General features: G+C 72.2%; 19 protein-coding genes. 13 read left to right on the plus strand and 6 right to left on the minus strand.

Going from position 1 to position 23,744, the window contains the following annotated elements; genetic code table 11:
- Positions 1-132 precede the first annotated feature (132 nt).
- Positions 133-1,878, minus strand: coding sequence for a malto-oligosyltrehalose trehalohydrolase (treZ, locus tag AOK23_RS13895; RefSeq protein ID WP_055713027.1), 1,746 nt, complete (start codon positions 1,876-1,878; stop codon positions 133-135).
- Between the two features lie 215 nt (positions 1,879-2,093).
- On the opposite strand from treZ, the gene AOK23_RS13900 reads away from it, so the two are divergent.
- The 3 genes from AOK23_RS13900 (at position 2,094) to AOK23_RS13910 (ending at position 4,596) form a co-directional block, all read left to right on the plus strand.
- The gene (locus tag AOK23_RS13900; RefSeq protein WP_055713028.1) at positions 2,094-2,645 is read left to right on the plus strand and encodes a DUF1707 and FHA domain-containing protein; all 552 of its coding nucleotides are present in this window, start codon (positions 2,094-2,096) and stop codon (positions 2,643-2,645) included.
- A 152-nt stretch (positions 2,646-2,797) separates the two neighbouring features.
- Entirely contained in the window at positions 2,798-4,192 is a 1,395-nt protein-coding gene (locus AOK23_RS13905) for a M14 family zinc carboxypeptidase (protein WP_055713043.1), read from the plus strand.
- Positions 4,189-4,596 carry an SSI family serine proteinase inhibitor gene (locus AOK23_RS13910; RefSeq protein ID WP_055713029.1) on the plus strand — a complete coding sequence of 136 codons (408 nt, stop codon included), beginning with the start codon at positions 4,189-4,191 and terminating at the stop codon, positions 4,594-4,596. The genes AOK23_RS13905 and AOK23_RS13910 overlap by 4 nt, the downstream gene beginning before the upstream one ends.
- Positions 4,597-4,612: 16 nt before the next feature.
- On the opposite strand, the gene AOK23_RS13915 is transcribed toward AOK23_RS13910, so the two are convergent.
- The 3 genes from AOK23_RS13915 to glgX form a co-directional block, all read right to left on the minus strand.
- On the minus strand, positions 4,613-5,890 hold the full coding sequence (locus tag AOK23_RS13915; protein ID WP_055713030.1) for a M14 family zinc carboxypeptidase: 1,278 nt from the start codon (positions 5,888-5,890) through the stop codon (positions 4,613-4,615).
- Between the two features lie 111 nt (positions 5,891-6,001).
- Positions 6,002-8,335 carry a malto-oligosyltrehalose synthase gene (gene treY / locus AOK23_RS13920; protein WP_055713031.1) on the minus strand — a complete coding sequence of 778 codons (2,334 nt, stop codon included), beginning with the start codon at positions 8,333-8,335 and terminating at the stop codon, positions 6,002-6,004.
- A gap of 70 nt (positions 8,336-8,405) precedes the next feature.
- Positions 8,406-10,577 (minus strand): glycogen debranching protein GlgX, encoded by a 2,172-nt coding sequence (glgX, locus tag AOK23_RS13925; protein ID WP_055713032.1) that lies wholly within the window; start codon positions 10,575-10,577, stop codon positions 8,406-8,408.
- Between the two features lie 299 nt (positions 10,578-10,876).
- On the opposite strand from glgX, the gene AOK23_RS13930 reads away from it, so the two are divergent.
- The 3 genes from AOK23_RS13930 (at position 10,877) to AOK23_RS13940 (ending at position 13,577) form a co-directional block, all read left to right on the plus strand.
- On the plus strand, positions 10,877-12,124 hold the full coding sequence (locus AOK23_RS13930; RefSeq protein WP_055713033.1) for an SAV2148 family HEPN domain-containing protein: 1,248 nt from the start codon (positions 10,877-10,879) through the stop codon (positions 12,122-12,124).
- Positions 12,125-12,260: 136 nt separating this feature from the next.
- A complete protein-coding gene (locus tag AOK23_RS13935) occupies positions 12,261-12,986 on the plus strand; it encodes a 3'-5' exonuclease (RefSeq protein WP_055713034.1) in 726 nt (241 codons plus the stop codon).
- A 123-nt stretch (positions 12,987-13,109) separates the two neighbouring features.
- Positions 13,110-13,577: a GNAT family N-acetyltransferase gene (locus AOK23_RS13940; protein WP_055713035.1), complete on the plus strand. Its 468-nt coding sequence runs from the start codon at positions 13,110-13,112 to the stop codon at positions 13,575-13,577.
- A 9-nt stretch (positions 13,578-13,586) separates the two neighbouring features.
- Here the strand turns inward: AOK23_RS13940 and AOK23_RS13945 are convergent, their stop codons facing one another.
- Positions 13,587-14,450: a phosphotransferase enzyme family protein gene (locus tag AOK23_RS13945; protein ID WP_055713036.1), complete on the minus strand. Its 864-nt coding sequence runs from the start codon at positions 14,448-14,450 to the stop codon at positions 13,587-13,589.
- A gap of 154 nt (positions 14,451-14,604) precedes the next feature.
- Between AOK23_RS13945 and AOK23_RS13950 the strand changes: the two genes are divergently transcribed.
- The 5 genes from AOK23_RS13950 (at position 14,605) to AOK23_RS13970 (ending at position 20,118) form a co-directional block, all read left to right on the plus strand.
- The gene (locus AOK23_RS13950) at positions 14,605-15,552 is read left to right on the plus strand and encodes a carbohydrate ABC transporter permease (protein WP_055713037.1); all 948 of its coding nucleotides are present in this window, start codon (positions 14,605-14,607) and stop codon (positions 15,550-15,552) included.
- On the plus strand, positions 15,549-16,382 hold the full coding sequence (locus tag AOK23_RS13955; RefSeq protein WP_055713038.1) for a carbohydrate ABC transporter permease: 834 nt from the start codon (positions 15,549-15,551) through the stop codon (positions 16,380-16,382). Before AOK23_RS13950 ends, AOK23_RS13955 begins: the two co-directional genes overlap by 4 nt.
- Positions 16,382-17,671 carry an ABC transporter substrate-binding protein gene (locus tag AOK23_RS13960; protein ID WP_055713039.1) on the plus strand — a complete coding sequence of 430 codons (1,290 nt, stop codon included), beginning with the start codon at positions 16,382-16,384 and terminating at the stop codon, positions 17,669-17,671. The genes AOK23_RS13955 and AOK23_RS13960 overlap by 1 nt, the downstream gene beginning before the upstream one ends.
- Before the next feature lie 51 nt (positions 17,672-17,722).
- A complete protein-coding gene (locus tag AOK23_RS13965; protein WP_055713040.1) occupies positions 17,723-18,916 on the plus strand; it encodes a glycosyltransferase in 1,194 nt (397 codons plus the stop codon).
- A gap of 245 nt (positions 18,917-19,161) precedes the next feature.
- A complete protein-coding gene (locus AOK23_RS13970; RefSeq protein WP_055713041.1) occupies positions 19,162-20,118 on the plus strand; it encodes a CDP-alcohol phosphatidyltransferase family protein in 957 nt (318 codons plus the stop codon).
- A 94-nt stretch (positions 20,119-20,212) separates the two neighbouring features.
- Here AOK23_RS13970 and AOK23_RS13975 read toward each other — a convergent pair whose 3' ends face one another.
- On the minus strand, positions 20,213-22,474 hold the full coding sequence (locus AOK23_RS13975; protein WP_055713044.1) for an MMPL family transporter: 2,262 nt from the start codon (positions 22,472-22,474) through the stop codon (positions 20,213-20,215).
- Between the two features lie 259 nt (positions 22,475-22,733).
- Between AOK23_RS13975 and AOK23_RS13980 the strand changes: the two genes are divergently transcribed.
- Positions 22,734-23,285 (plus strand): DUF1697 domain-containing protein, encoded by a 552-nt coding sequence (locus AOK23_RS13980; protein ID WP_055713042.1) that lies wholly within the window; start codon positions 22,734-22,736, stop codon positions 23,283-23,285.
- 2 nt (positions 23,286-23,287) lie between these two features.
- On the plus strand, positions 23,288-23,744 hold a 457-nt coding region (locus AOK23_RS49740), incomplete at its 3' end, for a ketopantoate reductase family protein (protein WP_420823708.1).

A 23,744-nucleotide genomic window follows, 5' to 3' on the forward strand; every position in this document is an offset into this window, starting at 1 on the left:
CCGTGCCGGCCCCCCGCCCGCCTTCACCGGCCCGGCCCCGCGCCCGCCTTCACCGGCCCGGTCGGCGTCGACCCCGCCGTGCCAGCCGTCGCCCCGTCGTGCGCCGCCGTCCCCCGGCCGTCCGCGGCAGCGTCACGGCACTGCCAGCACCACGCAGGACTCGGCCGGCAGGGTCAGTAGGCCGTCGGGGCCCGGGGGGTTCACCGGGTCCCACGCGGCCAGGATCCGGGCCTCCGCCGTGCCCAGGGGGATGGCCGCCGGTTCCTTGCCGAGGTTGAGGGCCACTCGGACATCGCCGCGGCGGAAGCCGAACCAGCGGGCGTCCTCGTCGTACGCGACCTTGACGTCGGACAGGTCAGGGTCGGAGAGGTCGGGGTGGGTGCGGCGCAGGGCGATCAGGTCGCGGTACCAGGCCAGCATCCGCGCGTGGGGCTCGACCGACGGCTCGGACCAGTCCAGGCACGAGCGGTCACGGGTCGCCGGGTCCTGCGGGTCCGGCACGTCCTCCTCCGCCCAGCCGTGCTCCGCGAACTCCCGGCGCCGGCCCCGCCGTACCGCCTCGGCCAGCTCCGGATCGGTGTGGTCGGTGAAGAACTGCCAAGGCGTGCCCGCGGCCCACTCCTCGCCCATGAACAGCATCGGCGTGAACGGCCCCGTAAGCGTCAGCGCCGCCGCGCACGCCAGCAGACCGGGGGAGAGCGTCGCCGACAGCCGGTCGCCCTGGGCCCGGTTGCCGACCTGGTCATGGGTCTGGGTGTAGCCGAGCAGCCGGTGCGCCGAGACCCGCGTACGGTCCAGGGGACGGCCGTGGGACCGGCCACGGAACGACGAGTACGTGCCGTCGTGGAAGTACCCGCCGGTGAGGGTCTTCGCCAGTCCGGCGAGCCCCGCCCGCGCGAAGTCCGCGTAGTAGCCCTGCGATTCGCCGGTCAGGGTCGTGTGCAGCGTGTGGTGGAAGTCGTCGTTCCACTGCGCGTGCAGCCCGGTGCCGCCCTCCGCGCGCGGGGTGACGAGCCGCGGGTCGTTCAGATCGGACTCGGCGATCAGGAACAACGGCCGCCCCACCTCGACGCCGAGCGCGTCCACGGCCGTCGACAGCTCCTCCAGGAAGTGGCACGCGCGCGTGTCGCGCAACGCGTGCACCGCGTCCAGGCGCAGCCCGTCGAGCCGGTAGTCCCGCAGCCACGCCAGCGCGCTGCCGAGGAAATACGCCCGCACCTCGTCCGAGCCGGGGGCGTCCAGGTTGACCGCGGCGCCCCAGGGCGTGTGGTGCCGCTCGGTGAAGTACGGGCCGAAGACGGGCAGGTAATTGCCGGACGGGCCCAGGTGGTTGTGGACCACGTCGAGCACGACCCCGAGGCCCAGCCCGTGCGCCGCGTCCACGAACCGCTTGAGGGCCTCGGGGCCGCCGTACGGCTCGTGCACGGCCCACAGCGAGACCCCTTCGTACCCCCAGCCGTGCGTCCCCGGGAACGGGCACAGCGGCATCAACTCGACGTGCGTGACGCCCAGTTCCGCGAGATGCCCGAGTCGCTCGGCGGCCGCGTCCAGCGTGCCCTCGGGCGTGTACGTGCCCACGTGCAGCTCGTACAGCACCGCGCCCGGCAGTCCGCGCCCCTCCCACGGCACCCGCCACGCGTACCGCCCGTGGTCGACGACCGCGCTCAGTCCGTCCGGGCCGTCCGGCTGACGGCGCGAGCGCGGGTCGGGCCGGACCGGCCCGTCGTCGACGGCGAACCCGTAGCGCGTGCCGTCCGTCGCCTCCGCGTCGGCCGTCCACCAGCCCGGGCGCTCGGGATCGCGCTCCATCGCGTGCGTGGCGCCCTCACGATGGAGCGTCATCCGGTCGGCTTGCGGTGCCCACACCTCGAACTGCACGGAACGGTTCTCCCTCGGCTGCCGGTCGTGATGGTCGGGGGACGGTCAGGAGTCGTCATGGAGCCTTCCCGTCCATCGTGCGACAAACGAGATCAAGGCGCCCTCGGATCGGCGCGTTTGCCCCCCGCGTCGCACTCACGCTCGCCATGTCCGAGGATCGTCACCGTTTACGGGTTTTCTGGACACCCCGGCTTCACTGACCGACAATCACACGCGTGACGTCGTCTTTCGAGTTCCACACCTACCCCGCGCGGCTGTCGGACGCCGAGCGCGACCGCGCGCTGAGGGTGCTCCGTGACGGCGTCGCCCTCGGCCGCCTCTCGCACGACACGTTCATCCGGCGCATGGAGCTGGCGCTCACCGCCCGCCGTTCCGACGAGCTGGCCGCGCTCACCGCCGACCTGCCCGTCGAGAGCCGCTGGTCCCGGCTGGTCCTCGGCACCGTGGGGGCGGTCTCCGGCTTCGGGGTGAAGCTCCGCCGAGCCTGGCAGGCCGAGCGGCTGCCCAAGCTCCAGCTGCCGCACCCGGCGAGCGGCCACGCACTGCGCATCGGCCGCGACCCCGCCAACGGGCTCCGGCTCAGCCACGAGACGGTCTCCCGGGTGCACGCCGAGCTGACCCGGCAGGGCGGCATGTGGATCCTGCGCGACCTCGGCTCCACCAACGGCACCACCGTCAACGGACGTCGGGTCATCGGCGCGGCCGTCGTCCGCGACGGCGACCAGGTCGGTTTCGGCCGCATGACCTTCCGCCTCTCCTCCGAGTGACCCCGCCGGCCGAGCCACCGCAAAGCTCTGGCCTGGGATTTACGCAGCGAGTTTCCGAACGTGCCTCCTGTTCCGGGGTGTTGACGTACGTTCTCGGCCATGACTGACTGTGCGTACACCATGCACACAAGGTGAACCGACGGCGTCGCACTCTGGGGAGGTGTGCCCTGCCGCCACTCCTCCGCTACCCGACCGTGGACGAGCTGTCCGCCCGCGCCGCGACCCTCGTCACCCGACATCCGCACCGCGCCCGACTGCGCCGCGTGGGCACCTCACGGGCGGGCACACCGATGTGGCTGCTGTCCGTCGGCCGGGGCACCCGCCAGGCCCTCGTCGTCGCCGGCCCCCACCCCAACGAACCCGTCGGCGGCGCCACGGTCCTGCGGATCGCCGAACGCGCCCTGGTCGACCCCCGGTTCACCGAGGACGTCGACACCACCTGGAACCTGCTGCTCTGCCTCGACCCGGACGGTTCCCGACGCAATGAGGACTGGCTGTCCGGCCCTTACGCCCTCGGCCGCTACTTCCGACACTTCTTCCGCCCCGGCTTCCTGGAGCAGCCCGAGTGGCTGCCCGACGGAGCGGCCGCCGCCGCCCTGCCGGAGACCCGCGCCCTGCTCGCCCTCCAGGACGAGCTGCGTCCCTTCTTCCAGTGCTCCCTGCACGGCGTCGACGTCGGCGGCGGCTTCGTCGAACTCACCCGCGACCTGCCCGGCCTCGCCGAGCGGGTCGCCCGGATCGCCGGCCGCCTCGCCGTACCCCGCGAGCTGAGCCCGTACGACACCCTGTACTGGCCGCGCCTCGGCCCCGCCGTCTACCGCATCCCGCCCCCGCGCCGCGGCGACCTGGCCGCCGCGATCACCGAGGCCGCCGTCGAGTCCACCTGGTACCACCCGCACCGCTACGGCACCCTCACCGCCGTCGTCGAGGCCCCCATGTGGGGTGTGGCCGCCGTGGAGGACGGCTCGCCCTCGCCCGATGCCCACGCGGTCCTGCGCACCGTCAGCCGGGCGCTGCGCCGCGACACCCGGCTCCTGGAGGGCATCCTCGCCCGCGTCCGCCCCTCGGTGAGCCGCGGCCCGGACGCCGCCCGGCTCCTCGCCCCCGTCGACGACTATGTACTGGTCGGACCCGGCCTCGCCGACGCCTGGGACCCCGACGTCCACGACGGCACCGCCCGCCCGCTGCCCCCGCTCGACACCGCCCGGCTCACCACCCTCGCCATCTCCGGCCGCCGGGTCGCCCTGCGCACCGCCGGGCTGCTGCACCAGCTGGTGACCCGCGCCGGACACGACCCGGCGGGCGTGCTGCCCGAGCTGAACCGGCTCCTCGACGAGTGGTGCGCCGACTACCGCGACCGCTACGGGGCGCGCTGGATCCCGGTGGCCCGCCAGACGGAGTACCAGACGCGTGTCGTCCTCGCCGCGTTCGAGCTGGCCGCCCGCCGGGCGCGTGGCGCGCCCGCCCGCGGCGAACCGCACGCCGAGTCCCGTTCGGGTGAGCCGGAATGGAGTTCCGAGCCCGCCGTGCCGATGCACCGGGAATGACCCACACCATCCTCCGCACCGTCCGCGGCGGCCTGCTCGCGGCCCTCGCCCTGCTCACCCTCGGCACTTCCACGCCCGCCGAGGCCGCCCTCCCGGGCAACTGGCTCTACGTCACCGTCACCCGCGGCCAAGCCCGCTCCAGCGACACCCGCGGCACCCTGCTGCTGTGCGACCCGCCGCAGGGCCACGCCCGCGCCGTCAAGGCCTGCGCGGAACTGGCCGGGGCGGGCGGCGACGTCGGCCGCATCCCCCTGAAGAACGGCATGTGCGTACAGGTCTACGCCCCCGTCCGGGTCACCGCGCGCGGCGTGTGGGACGGCCGGCCCGTCGCCTACGAGCACACCTTCGCCAACAGCTGCGTGATGGCGGCCCGCACGGGCTCGGTGTTCGCCCTGTCGAGCTGACCGCACCGCGGAGCGCTCAGGGCCCGCCGTCACCCCGGGCGTGGGAAGCCGCCGCCAGCACCGTCCGCATCTGGTGCTCCACCTGGTCCCGCACCGGCACCCACCGCGCGCGGAACCGGTCGGCGAACGAGTCGCTCCACTCGCCGACGAGCTGCTCCAGCAGCGGCGCCCCCGGATCCCCGGCGTCCACCAGCACCCGCCGCAGCATCGCCGCCGCCCGCAGCGGCAGCCGGCGCCCGAAGGCGTCCACACTGCCCACGTACGCCCGCGACACATCGGGCGGCGGCCCCGCCACCCAGTCGCGGGCCAGCCCCGGCACCAGCGCCAGCGCCCACCGGGCGGCCCGCAGCAGCGGCCCCTCGGGGCCCGGCAGCCGGGGCAGCGCCTCGTCGAGGATCCGCTCCACCTCGCCCGCCTCGTCGAGCAGCCGCCGGGACAGCTGCCGCAGCGCCGCCGTCGGGGCCGGGTGCGGGGCGGTGTCGTCCACCAGGTCGCTCGCCCACATCGGCACCTCGACGATCGCGGTGAGCCCGCCGTACCGGTGGGCGTGGTACCAGGTGCTGTGCCGCGCGTCGTCGGGCAGGCTCGGGAACGCCGCGTGCCCGGGGCCCGGCATCACGAACACCCCGGGTCCCGAGGCGGGCCAGCCCGCCGCGTCGGAGGCGCTCGTCTCCACCGGTATGCCGAGCTCCGCCGCCGACTTGGCGAACGGCTCGGCCAGCCCCGGCACGTTCTTCGTCAACTGCACCCAGCTGCCGCCGAGATCCGTGCCGTGCAGGGTCACCTGGAGGTAGGGCCGCAGCTCGTCGAGCACCGTCAGCAGCGCCCGTGTCTCGGGCGGCAGCCGGTCCGGCGGCAGCACCGCGGGCGACCACTCCGGCTGCTCCGGCGCGGCCGGCCGGAAGAACCCCAGGTGGTAGTCGAGGAGGGTGCGCGGGGCCGGGGCCGTGTGCAGGCTCGCCCCGTCCGGGTCCGCGCACAGCACGAAGTGCCAGGAGACCCCGGCCCGCAACTCCCGGTCCCGCGCCACGCGCTCGGCGAGCGCCAGCACCGTCGAGCCGCCCGTCGGCTCGTTCGCGTGGGCGCCCGCGACGACCAGGACGGCACGTCTCGCATGGCCGACGGACAGCAGCCGCAGCGGTCGGCCGGCCCGCGAGAGGCCGATTCTCCTGAGGGCGCACAGGTTCGGCCGGCGAACCGTCAGCTCCCTCGCGCGCGACTCCAGCTCCGCCACCGTGGGATAACCGGGCTCCAACAGCAGACCCACCCCCGTCCAGTCCACCTGTGTCCACATCCCCGCGTCCGACCTGATCGAGCGCGGGGATGCATGCAGTGTCCGTCGGCCCACGGGGCGGCTCCCAGGGGCGCCCGGAGGCATTCACAGCGACCGGTGCGGGTTTCGCCGCTACTCTGCGCCGACCCGCTCCAGCAGCGCCACCGGCAGCCCCTCGAACAGTTCCGCCACCGGTACCTCACCCGTGAACTCCCGTTCCCCGCCGAGGACGTCGGCCCACCGCCCGGCGGGCAGGGCCAGCCGGGTGTCCGCCCAGCCACCGGCCCCGGCGAGCCGCAGCGACAGCCGGGTGACCGCCGTGACCACCGCGCCGGACCGCGCGAACGCCACGCAGTGCCCGGCCGCCGGTCCGGCCGCCGCGAGCGGCGTGTATGTCGCCGCGTCACCGAACACCTCCGGCCGCCGTTGCCGCAGCCGCAGCGCGGCCTCGGTGACCCGGTGCTTGTCCGAGTCCCCGACCCTCGGGGCGAACGGCGCCCGGTTGTCCGGGTCCACCAGCGCCCGGTACTCGCCCTCCGTGCCCTGGTAGACGTCCGGCACGCCCGGCATGGTCAGCTGCACCAGGGCCGCACCGAGGACGTTCGCACGGATGTACGGCTCCAGTTCGGTGCGCAGGCGCCCGGTGACCTCCGTGTCCGCCGCCGGGCCCCGCGCCACGAATGCGGCGACCGCCCGCTCGTACGCGGCGTTCTGCTCGGTCCAGGAAGTGTGCAGCCCCGCCTCCCGCACATGCTTGAGCAGCGCCCCCTCCAGGCGCTCCGCGTCGGCGGGCCCGAGCCCGAACGCGGTCTGCCACGCGGCCCACGCCAGCTGCGCGTCCGGCACCCCGGCCCCGTCCCGCGCCACCTCCGCCAGCGCGTCGGCCCACCGCTCGGGGCATTCGCCGAGCACCGCGACCGCCGCCCGGACGTCGGCGCTGCGTTTGGTGTCGTGCGTCGACAGCACCGTCCCGGTGACCGGCCAGTCCCGCTGCACGCGCGCGCAGTAGGCGTGGAAGTCCTCCGGGGAGACTGCGGGGCTCCCCGGATTCCCACCCACCTCGTTCGCGGACAGCAACGGCACATGGCGGTAGAACGCCGTGTCCTCCACCGACTTGGCCCGCAGCGCCGACGAGGTCTGCGCGAACCGCGTCCGGAGCTCCACCTGCTCCGGCCCGTCCCCGAACCGCCCCAGCACCAGATCCCGTACCACGTCGACCGCCCGTGCCTCCTCGGGCACCGCGAACGCCGTACGCGCCTCGGCGGCGGCCTCCTCCGTGACGACCAGGGAGGCGTCCTCGCAGGCGTACGGCCGATAGACCTCCATCCGCACGAGCAGCTCGCACAGCGCGGTACGCAGCGCCCACGGCGCGCGGTCGCGCAGCACCAGCTCCGGGGAGCGCTCGCACAGCCCGTGCGCCACCCGGGTGAGCCGGTCCACCTCCGCCGCCAGTTCGTGCGTGAGCACCTCGTAGGCGGCCCGCCGCGCGGTCGCCGACCAGTCGCCGCCCCGGTCGGGCTCGACGGCCGTGAAGCGCCGGTACCGGTCCAGCAGCTCGCCCGCGCCCGCCGGGTCGGTGAACAGCCCGTCGACGTGCCGCAGCGCGTCGTACCCGGTGGTCCCCGCGACCGGCCAGGCCGCCGGCAGGGCCTCGCCGTCCGCGAGGATCTTCTCGACGACGGTCCACCGGCCGCCGGTGGCCTCGTGCAGCCGCCGCAGATAGGCGTCGGGGTCGGCGAGCCCGTCGGGGTGGTCGACCCGCAGCCCGTCGACGACACCGTCGTGCAGCAGCTCCAGGATCTTCGCATGGGTCGCGTCGAACACCTCCGGCTCCTCCACGCGCACCCCGATCAGCTCCGAGATGCTGAAGAACCGCCGGTAGTTCAGCTCCGTACGGGCCAGCCGCCACCACACCGGCCGGTACCACTGGGCGTCCAGCAGCCGCGGCAGCGGCAGCTTCTCGGTGCCCTCCCGCAGCGGGAAGACATGGTCGTAGTACCGCAGCTCCTGCCCGTCGACGACGAACTGGTCGATCTCCTCGCCCAGCGGCCCCCCGAGCACCGGCAGCAGCACCTGCCCGCCCCGCGCCTCCCAGTCGATGTCGAACCACCGCGCGTACGGCGACCCCGGGCCCTCCCGCAGCACCTCCCACAGCGGCCGGTTGTGCCGGGGCGCCATCGCCATGTGGTTCGGCACGATGTCGACGACCAGCCCCAGCCCGTGCTCCCGGGCGACCCGCGCCAGCTCCCGCAGCCCCGCCTCACCTCCCAGCTCCCCGCGCACCCGCCCGTGATCGACCACGTCGTACCCGTGCGCCGACCCCGGTACCGCCTCCAGCACCGGGGACAGATGCAGATGCGACACGCCGAGCGAGGCGACGTACGGCACGGCGTCCGCCGCGGCGGCGAACGGGAACGCGGGCTGGAGCTGGAGCCGGTAAGTGGCGGAAGGCACGACAGACGTCATAGGGACCTACGTACCCGCCCCCGGCGGATCGGAGCACCCTGACACGCGAGAAGACATGGTTTTCCCGCGTCTACGCCGGCCGCCGCAGCACCGCGAGGCTCCGGTCCACCAGCGTCACCCGCTCCCCGGCGCCCACCTTCGGCCCGTCCTCGGGAACCGCGTCGTCCCGCCCCGTGTCCACGACCACCTGCCACTGCCGCCCGTGGTTGACGGGCACCACGAACTCCAGCGGCTCGGCCGACGCGTTGACCATCAGCAGGAACGAGTCGTCGGTGATCCGCTCCCCGCGCGCGCCCGGCTCGGAGATCGCGTTGCCGTTGAGGAACACGGTCAGCGCCCCCGCCCGGGCCGAGTCCCAGTCCCGCTGGGTCATCTCCCGGCCCTCCGGGGTGAACCAGGCGATGTCCGACAGCTCGTCGTGCGTGCCCTCCACGGCCCGCCCGTGGAAGAACCGCCGCCGCCGGAAGACGGGGTGGTCCTTCCGCAGCCAGACCATCGCGCGGGTGAAGGCCGGCAGATCAGCGAAAGCGTCGGTGCTCCCACCGTCCTCTTCGCCTTCACCTTCATCGGCGCTGTCGCCTGCACCGCCGTCGGCGGACGGCCAGGGCACCCAGGACAGCTCGTTGTCCTGGCAGTACGCGTTGTTGTTGCCCCGCTGCGTGCGGCCGAACTCGTCGCCGTGGCTGAGCATCGGCACGCCCTGCGACAGCATCAGCGTGGCGATGAAGTTCCGCATCTGCCGGACCCGCAGTGCGAGCACCTCGGGATCGTCGGTCTCGCCCTCGGCGCCGCAGTTCCATGACCGGTTGTGGCTCTCGCCGTCCCGGTTGTCCTCGCCGTTCGCGTCGTTGTGCTTCTCGTTGTAGGAGACCAGGTCCCGCATCGTGAAGCCGTCGTGGCAGGTCACGAAGTTGATGGAGGCCAGCGGGCGCCGCCCGTCGTCCTGGTACAGGTCGGACGAGCCGGTCAGCCGCGACGCGAACTCGGCGAGGGTGCGCGGCTCACCGCGCCACAGGTCCCGCACGGTGTCCCGGTACTTGCCGTTCCACTCGGTCCACAGCGGCGGGAAGTTCCCCACCTGGTAGCCGCCCTCGCCGACGTCCCAGGGCTCGGCGATCAGCTTCACCTGGGAGACCACCGGGTCCTGCTGGACCAGGTCGAAGAACGACGACAGCCGGTCCACCTCGTGGAACTGCCGGGCCAGCGTGGCGGCCAGGTCGAAGCGGAACCCGTCCACATGCATCTCGGTGACCCAGTACCGCAGCGAGTCCATGATCAGCTGGAGGACGTGCGGGGACCGCATCAGCAGCGAGTTCCCGGTCCCCGTCGTGTCCATGTAGTAGCGGGGGTCGTCCGTCAGCCGGTAGTACGACGGATTGTCGAGGCCCCGGAACGACAGCGTCGGGCCCAGATGGTTGCCCTCGGCCGTGTGGTTGTAGACCACGTCGAGGATCACCTCGATCCCCGCCTCGTGCAGCGCCCGCACCGCCGACTTGAACTCCAGCACCTGCTGCCCCCGGTCGCCCCAGGAGGCGTACGCGTTGTGCGGGGCGAAGAAGCCGATCGTGTTGTAGCCCCAGTAGTTGTTGAGGCCCATGTCGACCAGCCGGTGGTCGTTCACGAACTGGTGGACGGGCATCATCTCCAGCGCCGTCACACCCAGCTCGGTCAGGTGCTCGATGACCGCCGGGTGGGCGAGCGCCGCGTACGTACCGCGCAGCTCCTCGGGGAGCCCCGGGTGCCGCATGGTGAGGCCCTTGACGTGCGCCTCGTAGATCACCGTGTGGTGGTACTCGGTGCGCGGCCGCCGGTCGTCGCCCCAGTCGAAGTAGGGGTTGACCACGACCGACGTCATCATGTGCGGGGCGGAGTCCAGGTCGTTGCGCCTCTCGGGCGCCCCGAAGTGGTAGCCGTACACCTCCTCCCCCCAGCCGATGGAGCCGCTGATCGCGCGCGCGTACGGGTCGAGGAGCAGCTTCGCGGAGTTGCAGCGCAGCCCCCGCTCGGGTGCGTACGGGCCGTGCACACGGAACCCGTACCGCTGCCCGGGCATCACGCCCGGCAGATACGCGTGCCGCACGAACGCGTCCGTCTCGCGCAGTTCCACCGCCGTCTCGGAGCCGTCGTCGTGCAGCAGACACAGCTCGACTCGGTCCGCGGCCTCCGAGAAGACCGCGAAGTTGGTGCCGGCGCCGTCGTATGTGGCACCGAGCGGATACGCCTGTCCAGGCCAGACCTGCATGGATACGACTCTTCCCGTTGTCGCGCGCCGCCGGGGCGACTGTCGAAGGGAGTCTCCCCCAAAGTGGGGAACCATCGACGGCATATGTCTTTCTTGCCGCGGCGCCGTGCGTCACCCCTCCTCGGGGCGAGAATCTCAATCTGCTCGCTCCCGGCCCGCCCGGGAAACGGAACCGTCGTACGACATGCGGTGGTTGAGAAACGACCTGTCCATCCGGCTGCACCGCCCCCCGCTCCCGGAGTACCCTTCCTTGATCGTTGAGTAGGGGTGAGCTCGGGGGAGCGGAAGGCGGTGCGTGGGTGGGCTCGGGAGGGCTGGAGCTGCCTCCTGGTGACACGGGCGACACGGGTCACGAGGGGAACTCCACAGATGTCCCGCCCGGCGCGGTGTCCCTGGCACGGCCGATGGAGACGGGATCCATCGGCCCGGAACTGGACTGGAACGCCGAGGCCTGGCTCGAGGTGCGTACGCGCGCCCAGCGGGCCGGCCGCGCCTACATCTGGCTGAACCTCGTCGAACAGCGGCTGCGCGCCGTCGTGGCCGCCGTGCTGCGCCCCATCTACGAACCGGTGCACGGCGACGACTGGGTGGTGGCCGCCGCGGGCCCCGCCGGACAGGAGTGGGTGCAGCGCGCCGTCGCGGTGCGCGAGGTCAGCCGCCGCAAGGGCTATCTGCTCGACCCGGCCGACGACAACGTCCTCAGCTTCCTCACACTGCCCCAGCTGCGCGAGCTGATGGTCCAGCACTGGCCCTGCTTCGAGCCGTACCTCGACGAGCGGCGCGACGTGGAACTGGCCCTCGACGAGCTGGAGGTCACCCGCAACGTCGTCTCCCGCAACCGGGCCCTGTCCGAGGCCGTGCTCGCCCAGGCCGAGCGGGCCTCGGCGAAGCTGCTGGAGATACTCGGCGCGGGCAGCGACGTCCCCTCGGCGCGACGGCTGCCCGTCGACGCGGTGGAGGACCTGATCGGCGACCGGTACGCGGACGTCGTCGCCGTCCACCCCGACCGGGTGCGGCTGCTGCGGCAGTTCCCCGCCGAGGATCTCTTCGGTGGCGCCCGCCGCCTCGACGCCATCGGCATAGGGCTCAATCTGCTCGTGCAGAACTTCTCCGGGCGGCGGCTGGTCCGGCTCGCCGAGTCCGGATGCCGGGTCCGGCTGCTGTTCCTCAACCCGGCCTCCAGCGCGGTCAAGCGGCGGGAGCGGGAACTCGGTATAAAGCGGGGCGAACTCAGCCGGGCCGTCGAGATGAACATCCTGCACATGCGCCGGGTCCGCTCCCGGCTGCGCGACCCCGGGGCCTTCGAGATCCAGGTCTTCGACGAGACGCCCCGCTTCACCGCCTACCTCGTGGACGGCGACGGCTCGGACGGCGTCGCCGTCGTCCAGACCTATCTGCGCCGCACCCGCGGCATGGAGGCGCCGGTGCTGGTGCTGCGCGGCGGCAACCGGGTGCTCAAAGCGGATGAGAACGGCGAAGTCGGGCTTTTCGATACGTATCGCGAGGAGTTCGAAGTGGCCTGGGCCGACTCGCGCCCGGTGTCATGACCCGCGCCGCGCCCCCGCACCGGCCCCCGGAGCGCCTGCCGGGCGGCGGTAAGCGGAACGCGGTCCTCGGATTGTCAGTGGCGCATGCGATGGTGGTGACCACTGGGGGAAAGCACCACCAAGAAGGGGGGCCAGCATGGGTTGGCACCGGCAGCTGCTGATCGGCTTCGACCTGGAGACCACCGGGACGGACCCGCGCGAGGCGCGCATCGTCACCGGGGCGGTGATCGAGGTCAAGGACGGGGAGCCGGTCGGCCACCGGGAGTGGCTCGCCGACCCGGGCATGGAGATCCCGGAGGAGGCGGTGGCGGTGCACGGCATCACCAACGCCCGTGCGACGGCCGAGGGCAGACCCGCCGACCAGGTCGCCGACGCCATCGCCGACGTCCTCGTCTCCTACTGGAAGACCGGCGTCCCTGTCGTGGCGTACAACGCGGCCTTCGACCTCACCCTGCTCTCCGCGGAGTTGCGCCGCCATGGCCTGCCGTCCCTGCGGGACCGCCTGGGCGGCCCGGACCCCGCCCCCGTCATCGACCCGTACACCATCGACCGTTCCGTGGACCGCTACCGCCGGGGCAAGCGCAACCTCGAAGCGGTCTGCGCCGAGTACGGCGTCCCGCTCGACGCCGCGCACGATGCCTCAGCGGACGCCCTAGCCGCCGCCCGGCTCGCCCGGGCGATAGCCGGCCGCCACCCCAAGGTGGCCGCCCTCGGCCCCGCCGAGCTGCACCGCCGTCAGATCGAGTGGTATGCCGAATGGGCGGCCGACTTCCAGGACTTCCTCCGCCGCAAGGGCAACGCGGACGCGGTGGTGGACGCGACCTGGCCCCTGCGCGAGCCGGCGGACGAAACGGTCCGCTAGGAACCCTCCTTCCGACGGACCGATCACGGACCCACCACGGACCGACGCACGGATCGACGCACGGACGCACCACGGACCGACGCACGGATCGACCACGGACCGACCCGGAAAGCGAGCAGCCGGATGATCTCTCTGCGCGAGACACATGACAGCGACGTGCCCCACTTCTGGGCGCACCAGTCCGACCCGGACGCGCAGTACGCCGCCGCCTTCACCGGCAAGTACCACTACGACCGGGCGGAGTTCGACGCCCACTGGGCGCGGATCCGCGCCGACGCCGGCATCGTGCAGCGCACGATCCTGGCCGACGGCGAGGTGGTCGGCCAGATCGCGGTCTTCGGCCCGCCCGACGAGCGCGAGGTCACCTACTGGATCGACCGCGCCCACTGGGGCCGGGGCCTCGCCACCGCCGCCCTGACCGCTTTCGTGGACCTCGTCCCGGACCGGCCGCTGTATGCCCACGCGGCCGCCGACAACACCGGCTCGATCCGAGTCCTGGAGAAGTGCGGCTTCGCCGTCACCGGCCACGACCGGGGCTTCGCCCTGGCGAGAGCGGCCGAGATCGACGAAGTGACCCTCACCCTGACCTGAGTCCCTCGGTCAGAAGGGATACCAGCGCACGGTCTCGTCCCCGTCGCGCAGGGAGGCGACCCGGCGTTCGAACTCCGCCAGCGCCTTGGGGTTGCTCGGCGCGTGCTGGGCCACCCAGGCGCAGCTGGCCGTCTCCCGGGCGCCGCGCAGCACGGAGCAGCCCTCCCACGTGCGTACGTCCCAGCCGTAGGCTGCGGTGAAGGCGTCGTACTCCTCGGCCGGCAGCCCGTAGCGGTCGTGGGACAGCGCCATGACGACGAGGTCGTGCTCGCGCAGATCGCCGGAGAAGGTCTCCAGGTCGACCAGGAGCGGGCCGTCGGGCCCGACATGGACGTTGCGGGGCAGGGCGTCGCCGTGGATGGGCCCCGGCGGCAGATGGGGGACGAGGGCGGCCGCGGCCGCCGCGAAGCCGTCGCGGCGCTCCCGCAGATACGCCGCGTCGGCCGGGTCGACGGCGTCGCCCGCGAGACGCAGCCAGCGCTCGACCCCGCCCAGCAGTTCCCGGCGCGGAAGGTCGACCTCGGGGGAGGGCAGCGCGTGGACCAACCGCAGCAGTTCGGCCAAATCGCGGGCGCCCGCGGGCCGTACGGGGTCGGGCAGCCGGTGCCACACCGTCACCGGGTGCCCCTCCACGAGCAGCGCCTCGGCCTCGGCCGCCCGCACCGCCGGGACACCCGCCCCGGCGAGCCAGGCCGCGATCCGCAGCTCACGCCGGGCCCGGTCGAGGAGCTCGGCGTCGCGGCCCACCTTGACCACCAGGTCACCGGCGGCGAACACCGCGTTCTCGCCCAGCGCGAGCAGCCGCGCGTCCCCGGCCGCACCGGGCAGCACGCCCGACGCCACCAGTATGTCCCGTGCCCGTGCCTCGTCCATCCGTCGCCTCCGTGTCCGGCCCCGCCCGTACGGCCGACGCTCCCCCGCGGGAGGTCGGGTTCACGCCATTGTCGGGTCAGTCTCGCATTCGCACAGGTCGGACCGTGTGCGCGGTGTCTTGACGGCCTGTCATGCCCTCAGCACCATGACGGACATGACCGTGGCGACCGCGACGCCGAGGCGTCCGCGACCGGCGAGGCGGCGCACGTCGGCGGCGGACCGGGAGCGGCGTTCCCTGGATCACGGCGCCTGGTTCCTGGTGCTGCCGGCCCTGATCCCGATCCTGGGCTTGAGCGTGGGACCGCTGCTGTACGGGATCTCGCTGGCGTTCACCGACGCCCAGTCGGGCCGCACCGAACCCACCGAGTGGATCGGCACCCTGAACTTCCAGGACCTGCTGCACGACACGCTGTTCTGGGAGTCGTTCCGGATCGGGCTGGTGTGGGCGGTCGGGGTGACCGTGCCGCAGTTCCTGCTCGCCCTGGGCCTCGCCCTGCTGCTCAACGAGCGGTTACGCCTGCGCTGGCTCGCGCGGGCCCTCGCGATCGTCCCGTGGGCGATGCCCGAGGTCGTCGTCGGCGTCATGTGGCGGCTGGTCTACAACCCGGACGCGGGCATCCTGAACGAGACCCTCCGCGACCTCGGTCTCGGCGGCGGCCGTGACTGGCTGAGCGGACTGGCCACCGCCCTGCCCGCCGTCATCGTGGTCGGCGTCTGGGCGGGCATGCCCCAGACCACGGTCACCCTCCTCGCCGGGTTGCAGAACACACCGCGTGAACTCCACGAGGCCGCCGCGATGGACGGCGCGGGCGCCTGGCGCCGCTTCCGCACGGTCACCTGGCCCGCCATCAGACCCGTCGCGTTCGCGATCACCGCCCTCAACCTGATCTGGAACTTCAACTCCTTCGCCCTGGTGTACGTCCTCACCAGCGGCGGACCGGGCGGCCGTACCCGGCTGCCGATGCTCTTCGCCTACGAGGAGGCCTTCCGCTACGGGCAGTTCGGGTACGCGGCGGCGATGGGCTGTGCGATGGTCGCGCTGATCTCGGTCGTCCTCGCGTTCCACCTGGTGGGTCGGCTGAGGCGGGGTGGCGAGGGGTGAGGACCGGCAAGCTGGCCCGCGCGGGCCGGTACACGGCGCTCGTCGCGTATCTCGTCTTCCTGGCGTTCCCCTTCCTCTGGTTGGTCTCCACCGCCTTCAAACCGGCCCGGGAACTGGGCAGCCTCCACCCGACCTGGATCCCCGAGAACCCGACCCTCGGCAACTTCCGGCAGGCCTTCGACGAACAGCCGCTGCTGCAGGCCGCGCTCAACTCGCTGGTCGCGGCGCTCGGCGCGGCCGTCGTCGCCGTCGTGATCGCGACCCCGATGGCGTACGTCATGGCCCGGCACCGCGGCACGCTGTCCCGGCTGGCGACCGGCTGGGTGGTGGTCAGCCAGGCGTTCCCGTTCGTGCTGGTGATCATCCCGCTGTTCCTGGTGCTGAAGAACCTCCGACTGATCAACTCCGTGCCCGGTCTGATCATGGTGTACGTGGTGTGGGCGCTGCCGTTCGCGCTGTGGATGCTCGTCGGCTACGTCAGGGCCGTGCCCGTCGAGCTGGAGGAGGCGGCGGCGGTCGACGGGGCCGGCAGGCTGCGGACGCTGGTGTCGGTGACGGCGCCGCTGCTGGCGCCGGGCATCGTGGCGACGGCGCTGTTCGCGTTCATCACCGCGTGGAACGAGTTCTTCTTCGCGCTGGTGCTGCTCAAGACCCCGGAGAAGCAGACCCTGCCGGTCGTCCTCACCCATTTCATCGGCGCCGAGGGCGTCGCCGACCTCGGCCCGCTGGCCGCCGCCGCGTTCCTCGCGACGCTGCCCTCGCTGGTCGTGTTCGCGCTCATCCAGAGACGGATCACGGGCGGCATGCTCGCCGGGGCGGTGAAGAGCTGATGCGCGGTCCCCGATGGCTCACGGCGGTGCTGCTGCTGTGCCTGCTCGCCGCCGGCTGCACCGCGGACGGCGGCGACCGCTCCGACGACGGCCGGGTCACCCTCCGCTTCCAGTCCCTGGCGTGGCAGGAGGAGTCCGTCGCCGTCAACAAGGAGCTGGTCCGGGAGTGGAACGCCACGCATCCCGACGTCCGGGTCGAGTACGTGCAGGGCAGTTGGGACAGCGTCCACGACCAGCTGCTCACCTCCTTCGAGGGCGGTGAGGCCCCGGACATCATCCACGACGCCTCCGACGACCTCGCGGACTTCGCCCACGGCGGCTACCTGGCCGATCTGCGGGGGCTGCTGTCCGACCGGCTCAGGGCGGACATCCCGCGGCACAGCTGGGAGACGACGACCTTCGGGGACGGGATCTACGGGGTGCCGTTCCTCCAGGAGCCGAGGGTCCTGATCGCCAACGCGACCTGGCTCCGTGAGTCCGGCGTCCGCGTGCCGACCCCCGAGGACCCGTGGAGCTGGGCGGAGTTCCGGGCGGTCGCCGAGGAGTTGAGCGGCGAGGGCACGTACGGCGTCGCCTGGCCGCTGAAGGAGCCGGTGTCGGCCACGCTCAACCTGTCGCTGTCGGCGGGCGGACAGCTGTTCCACCGGGGCGCGGACGGCAAGGTCGAGGTCCGCTTCGAGGCGGCCGACGCGGTCGTGCCGAGGACCGTGCACGACGGGGTGAACACCGACCGGAGCGCGTCGGGCACCACGCTCGGCATGGGCGGCTCCGACACCCTGCCCGGCTTCTTCGGCGGCACCTACGCGATGGTCCCGCTCGGCTTCTCCTACCGCCAGCAGATCGTCCAGCAGGCGCCCGAGGGCTTCGACTGGCAGGTGCTGCCCGCCCCGGCCGGGGCCGCCGGCCTCACCCAGGGGGTCAGTCCGCAGACCCTCTCCATCGCCGAGGACAGCCCCCACAAGAAGGAGGCCGCCGCCTTCGTCGACTTCCTCCTCCGGCCGCCGAACATGGTCCGCCTCGCCCTCGGCGACTGGATGCTGCCGACCGGCACCGAGGCCCTGAAGGACCCGGCCCTGCGCACCACCGAGCACGGCTGGGCGACCGGCACGGCCCTCGCCGCGCACCTGCGCTCCGCCCCGGCCCAGTCGGTGCGCGGCTACCCGGAGTGGAAGGACAAGGTGGCCACGCCCGCCTTCCAGGAGTACTACAGCGGCGCCATCGACCTCGACGAACTGCGCTCCCGCCTGGAGGAGGACGGAAACCTGGTCCTGGCCCGCTACCAGCGCTGAGCGCCGAGAATGAAGTTGCACGATACGTCTCGTCTCGCTTAGCGTCCTCGTATGACCTCCCACATCGCCATGTTCTCCATCGCCGCCCACGGCCACGTGAACCCGAGCCTCGACGTGATCCGGGAGCTGGTCGCACGCGGCCACCGCGTCACGTACGCGATCCCGCCGGCGTTCGCCGAGAAGGTGGCCGCGACCGGCGCCGAACCCAAGCCGTGGCACTCGACGCTGCCCGGCCCCGACGACGACCCCTCGGCCTGGGGGAGCGAACTGCTCGACCACGTGGAGCCGTTCCTCGGCGACGCGATCCAGGCCCTGCCGCAGCTCGCCGCGGCGTACGAGGGTGACGAACCCGACCTCGTGCTGCACGACATCACCGCCTACCCGGCACCCGTCCTCGCGCACCGCTGGGGCGTCGAGGCGATCTCGCTCTCCCCGAACCTGGTCGCCTGGGACGGCTACGAGGAGGAGGTCGCCGAACCGATGTGGGCCGAGCCGAAGAAGACCGAGCGCGGCAAGGCGTACTACGCCCGCTTCCACGCCTGGCTGGAGGAGAACGGGATCACCGCACACCCGGACGACTTCGTCGGCCGCCCCGCCCGCTCCCTCGTCCTCATCCCGAAGGCGCTCCAGCCGCACGCGGACCGGGTCGACGAGAGCCGCTACACCTTCGTCGGCGCCTGTCAGGGCGACCGCTCCGCGCAGGGTGACTGGCAGCGGCCCGTCGGCGCCGAGAAGGTGCTCCTCGTGTCGCTCGGGTCGGCCTTCACCAAGCAGCCCGACTTCTACCGCGAGTGCGTCCGGGCCTTCGGCGACCTGCCGGGCTGGCACACGGTGCTCCAGGTCGGACGCCATGTCGACCCGGCCGAACTGGGCGAGATCCCGGCCAATGTCGAGGTCCGGGACTGGGTGCCGCAACTGGCGGTCCTGGAGCAGGCCGACGCCTTCATCACCCACGCGGGCGCGGGCGGCAGCCAGGAGGGACTCGCCACCGCCACACCCATGGTCGCCGTACCGCAGGCCGTCGACCAGTTCGGCAACGCCGACATGCTCCAGTCCCTCGGTGTCGCCCGCCACCTCCCCATGGAGGAGGCGACGGCCGCGACCCTGCGCGAGGCGGTGCTCGCTCTCGTCGACGACCCCGGGGTGGCGCGCAGGCTCAAGGAGGTGCGGGAGGAGATGGCACGGGAGGGCGGCACCCGGCGGGCCGCCGACCTCATCGAGGCCGCACTCAGGGCCCGGCCATAGTGAGACGATGCAGGAAAAAGCAGGACGGTTGCTTCCCTATCATGACGTCTCGGCGCAATTCAGGTAACGATCCGGTTGCTTCATAACGCTCGGGTAACGCCCGTCCTGTGAGGTGAGCGCACTGATCCTGTTGCCGAGTACGACCGTTACCCCGTCCGAAAGGTTGCACTCGGCACTTCTTGTACCTCGGGTGAACAGCTCCCAAGCTGAGTTTGAACTCACTTCGAACGCCAGGAAGTTGACCCATGCGCCGAGACATACCCGACCTCGCAGAGGTGCGCCGCGTCACGCAGAAGAAGCGTGACGCCTGGTGGACCGTGCTCCTCGTCGACCCGGTCGCCACACCGCTCGTGCGGCTCACCGCGAAGTACACGAGGATCACGCCCAACCAGTTGACCTGGGGCGCCTTCCTGCTCGGTCTGGTGTCCGCGGCCTTCTTCGCGCTGGGCGACTGGCGCTGGCTGATCGCCGGCGCCGTCCTCTACCACCTGAGCTTCATCCTCGACTGCATGGACGGCAAGGTCGCCCGGCTCACCGGCCAGGGCTCCGTGTTCGGCGCCTGGCTCGACTTCGTCTTCGACCGCATCCGGGTGGCGGCGTGCGCGGTCGCCCTGATGGCCGGGCAGTACCACCGCACCGGCGACACCCTCTACATCTGGCTCGCCGCCGCCGTCATCGGCTGCGACGCGCTGCGCTACATTAACTCCCTGGAGACCTTCAAGGTCCGCCACACCATGCGCAAGCAGATCAAGATGCGGCTCCGCGAGGCCCGCCGCGCCGAGAACGAGCGCGAACTCGCCTTCATGGAGGACCTGCTCCGCGAGAACCCCGAGGCCGACATCGAGCAGGACCTGCGCACGGTGACCGCCGAGGCCGTCCAGACCGCCCCGCAGGCCCAGGTCGTCGACCTCCACCAGGAGTTCCGCCGTCGCTTCCCCGCCTATCTGCGCGTCCGTTCCTTCCTGCTGCGCCACCGCGTCCGTCCCCATCTGATCAGCGGCATCGAGTTCCAGATGGGTGTCTTCATGATCGGCCCGCTGGTCGACTCGGTGCTGCCGGCGACCATCGTCTCGGGTGTGCTGCTCCTCGTCTTCGAACTGGCCATCATCTACAAACTGCTGCTGTCGACGAGGGACTTCACCCGCACGATCGACTCCTTCGACCGTGAGACGGTCACCGAGACGATCACCAGGGCGGCCTGACCGTCGTACGGAACGGAACGGAACGGAACGGCACGGCACGGCGCGGGGGCCGGGGTGCGCGACGCACCCCGGCCCCCGTGTACGGGACGGCCCGTCAGACCCGTACCGCGTCGTCCCTCCGGGAGTCCGGGACCGGTCCCGGCTCCGGCGACTCGTCGTGGGTGAGGTCGGGCAGACGGTGCAGCCACTTCGGCAGGTACCAGTTGCGCTCGCCGAGCAGGGCCATCACCGCCGGGAGGAGCACACCCCGGATGATGGTCGCGTCGATGAGCACGGCCGCCGCGAGGCCCACGCCCATCTGCTTCATGGACTGCATGGACAGCGTCCCGAAGATCGCGAAGACGGCGACCATGATGACGGCGGCACTGGTGACGACGCCCGCCGTGGTCACCACACCGTGCTGGATCGCGTCCTTCGTCGTACGGCCCCGCAACCGCGCCTCACGGATCCGGGAGACCACGAACACGTGGTAGTCCATCGACAGACCGAACAGGATCACGAAGAGGAACAGCGGCAGCCAGGTGATGATGGCGCCCACGCCCTCCGCGCCCACCAGCGAGGCACCCCAGCCGTGCTGGAAGACCGCGACGAGGATGCCGTACGCGGCGCCCACCGACAGCAGGTTCAGCACGATCGACGTCACCGCGACGGTCAGCGAGCGGAACGACAGCAGCATCAGACCGAAGGCGAAGACCACCACGAACGCGAAGACCGGAACGACCGCTCCCCCCAGCTCGTCGTTGAAGTCCTTCGAACCGGCGACCTGCCCGGTGATCGGCGCCTCGACGCCGTCCACCTTCCCGAGCGTCGCCGGACGCACCTCGTCCCGCAGCTTGTCCAGGCTCTCGCCCGCCCTGTCGAGGTCGGAGCCGCCCACCAGCGGAACGTAGACGAAGGCGAGGTTCTGCGCGTCGTGCACCTTGATCTCGACCGGGCCGCGTGAGGCACCGGAGCTGATCGCCCGCTCACGGAAGTCGGCCAGCGCCGACTTCACCTCGGCGGAGTTGATGTCCTTCGCCTTGACGACCACCTCGGCCGGCTCGGAGCCGCCCGGGAACGCCTCGTTGAGCCGGTTGTACGTCTGCACGATGGGCAGCGAGTCGCCGAACTCCTTGTCCAGGGTGAGCTGCTCGGTCTTCATGCCGAGCGCGGGAGCCGCGATGGCGAGCAGCGCGCCGCCCGCGACGGCGACCGAGACGACCGGCCGGGCGAGCACGCCCTTCAGTACGGCCGTCCAGAACCGGCTCTCGCGGTTGACCCCGCCCCGGTTGCGGCGGAGCTTGCTCTGCGGGTGCAGGAAGGGGATCTTGCCCTTCTCGACGCGCTCGCCCAGCAGGGACAGCAGCGCGGGCAGGACGGTCACCGACCCGACCATGGCGACCGCCACGACCATCAGCGAGGCCAGGCCCATCGCCTCGAACTCGGCGAGACCGGTGAACAGCATGCCCGCCATCGCCACGCACACCGTGACACCGGAGACGATGATCGCGCGGCCGCTGGTGGCGGCGGCGATCCTGAGGGCGGTCTGCGCGTCCCGACCGGCCTCGCGCTCCTCGCGCTCACGGCGCAGGTAGAACAGGCAGTAGTCGACACCGACGGCCAGACCCACCAGCAGCATCACCGAGTTGGCGGTGTCGCTCATCGGCATCGCATGGCTGACGATGGCCATCAGACCCATCGTCGCCATGATCGCGGTGATCGCCAGCGCGACCGGCAGCAGGGCCGCCACGACCGCGCCGAACGCGATCAGCAGGATGCCGAGGGCGACGGGCACGGCGGAGTACTCGGCCTTCTGGAAGTCGTCCCCGAACGCGTCGTCGAACGTCTTCATCATGCTGGCGCCGCCGATCTCCTCGATCCGCACCTGCCCGTGCTCCTTCTGCACCCCCTCGACGGCCTTCAGCACCGGCTCGATGCGCTCACCGGCGGTCTCCGAGTCGCCCTTCACATCGAACTGCACGAGCGCGCTGCGCTCGTCCTTCGAGATCGTCCGGGTGTCGTACGGCGAGGTGACGCCGCTGGCCTCACCGGTGCCGTCGACGGCCCTGATCACCGCGTCCACGGCGGCCCGGAACTCCCCGTCCGTGGCCGTGAGTCCCTTGTCCTTCGCCTGGATCAGGACCGACTCGCTCGCCGGTTCCTCGATCCCCGCCTCCTCGATGATGTGGGCGGCCGTACTGGTCTCGCCCTTGAGCTGGTCGCTGTCCCGTACGTCGACCCGGCCCGCCGCCGAGCCGATCCCCATCGCCAGGACGACGAACAGCACCCAGATCCCCACGGCCGCCCATCGGTGCCGGGCGCTCCAGCCACCGGCCCGGGCGGCGATTCCCCGCACCCGTATGTCTCCGTTCCCCATGACGGGCAAGCCCCCTTGTGAGCGGTGGCGACCCCCTGCCGCCACCTTCCGTCTCGAAGGTATGGGCCGGATAAAGCCATCTCGTCGTGCTGTCCGGTGAACCCGCGATCCGGCACCTCCACCCCTCGGACCCCGTCGCCTCCCCACCAGGGAGGACAGCGGCCCCCTACACCTATCCCGGGCTCTCGGGGCCCCGCCTCAGGGACGCGCCCGCCCCGACCGGGCGTACGACCGGCCCCGACGTGCCTATCGTGAGCCCATGACGACGTACGCCGCGCTGTTGCGCGGAATCAACGTGGGCGGCAGCAGGAAGGTCCCGATGGGCGACCTCCGCACGCTGCTGACAGGCCTCGGGTACGACGCGGTGGCCACCTACCTCCAGAGCGGCAACGCGGTCTTCGCCAGCGACCACGGCGACGAGGACTCCCTCGCCGCCGAGATCACCGCCGCCCTCCAGAAGCACTTCGGCTTCACCGTGGACGTCCTGGTGCGCGACCACGCCTACCTGGAGGCGGTACGGGCCGACTGCCCGTTCCCGGCCGCCGAACTGGAGGGCAAGCAGCTGCACGTCACCTACTTCTCGGAGCAGGTGGAGGAGGACCGCTTCGCCGGGCTGGACCGATCGGCCTTCCTTCCCGAGGAGTTCAGGCTCGGCGACCGGGCGCTCTACCTGTACGCCCCCGACGGCCTCGGCCGCTCCAAGCTGGCGGAGGCGCTCGCGAAGCCGCGCCTGGTGAAGGGCCTGATCGCCACCACCCGCAACTGGAACACCGTCGTGAAGATGGCCGAGCTGACCTCGACCGGAGGCTGACCATGCGCTACCTCGTCATCGGAGCCGGTGCGGTCGGCGGAGCCATAGGCGGGCGGCTGGCCGAGGCGGGCCACGAGGTCGTCCTCGTCGCCCGCGGCGCCCAGTACACGGCCCTGCGCGACCACGGCCTCCGCCTCAGGACCCCGGACGGCGACCGCACCCATCCCCTCCTCACCGTGGACGGGCCCGCCGCGCTCGGCGAGCTCCGCCCGGACGACGTCCTCCTCCTCGCCGTGAAGACCCAGGACACCGAGGCGGCCCTCGCGACCTGGGGCCCCGCCCCGGTGGCCGGCGGTGGCACGGCCGCCGAGCGCCTCCCCCTGGTCTGCGCCCAGAACGGTGTGGAGAGCGCACGGCTCGCCCTCCGTCGCTTCCGGCGCGTGTACGGCGTCTGCGTATGGCTGCCCTCCACCTTCGTGGAACCCGGCGTCGTGTCGGCGGCCGGCACCCCGCTCACCG

Source organism: Streptomyces torulosus (assembly GCF_001419765.1).
GTDB classification, from domain to species: domain Bacteria; phylum Actinomycetota; class Actinomycetes; order Streptomycetales; family Streptomycetaceae; genus Streptomyces; species Streptomyces torulosus.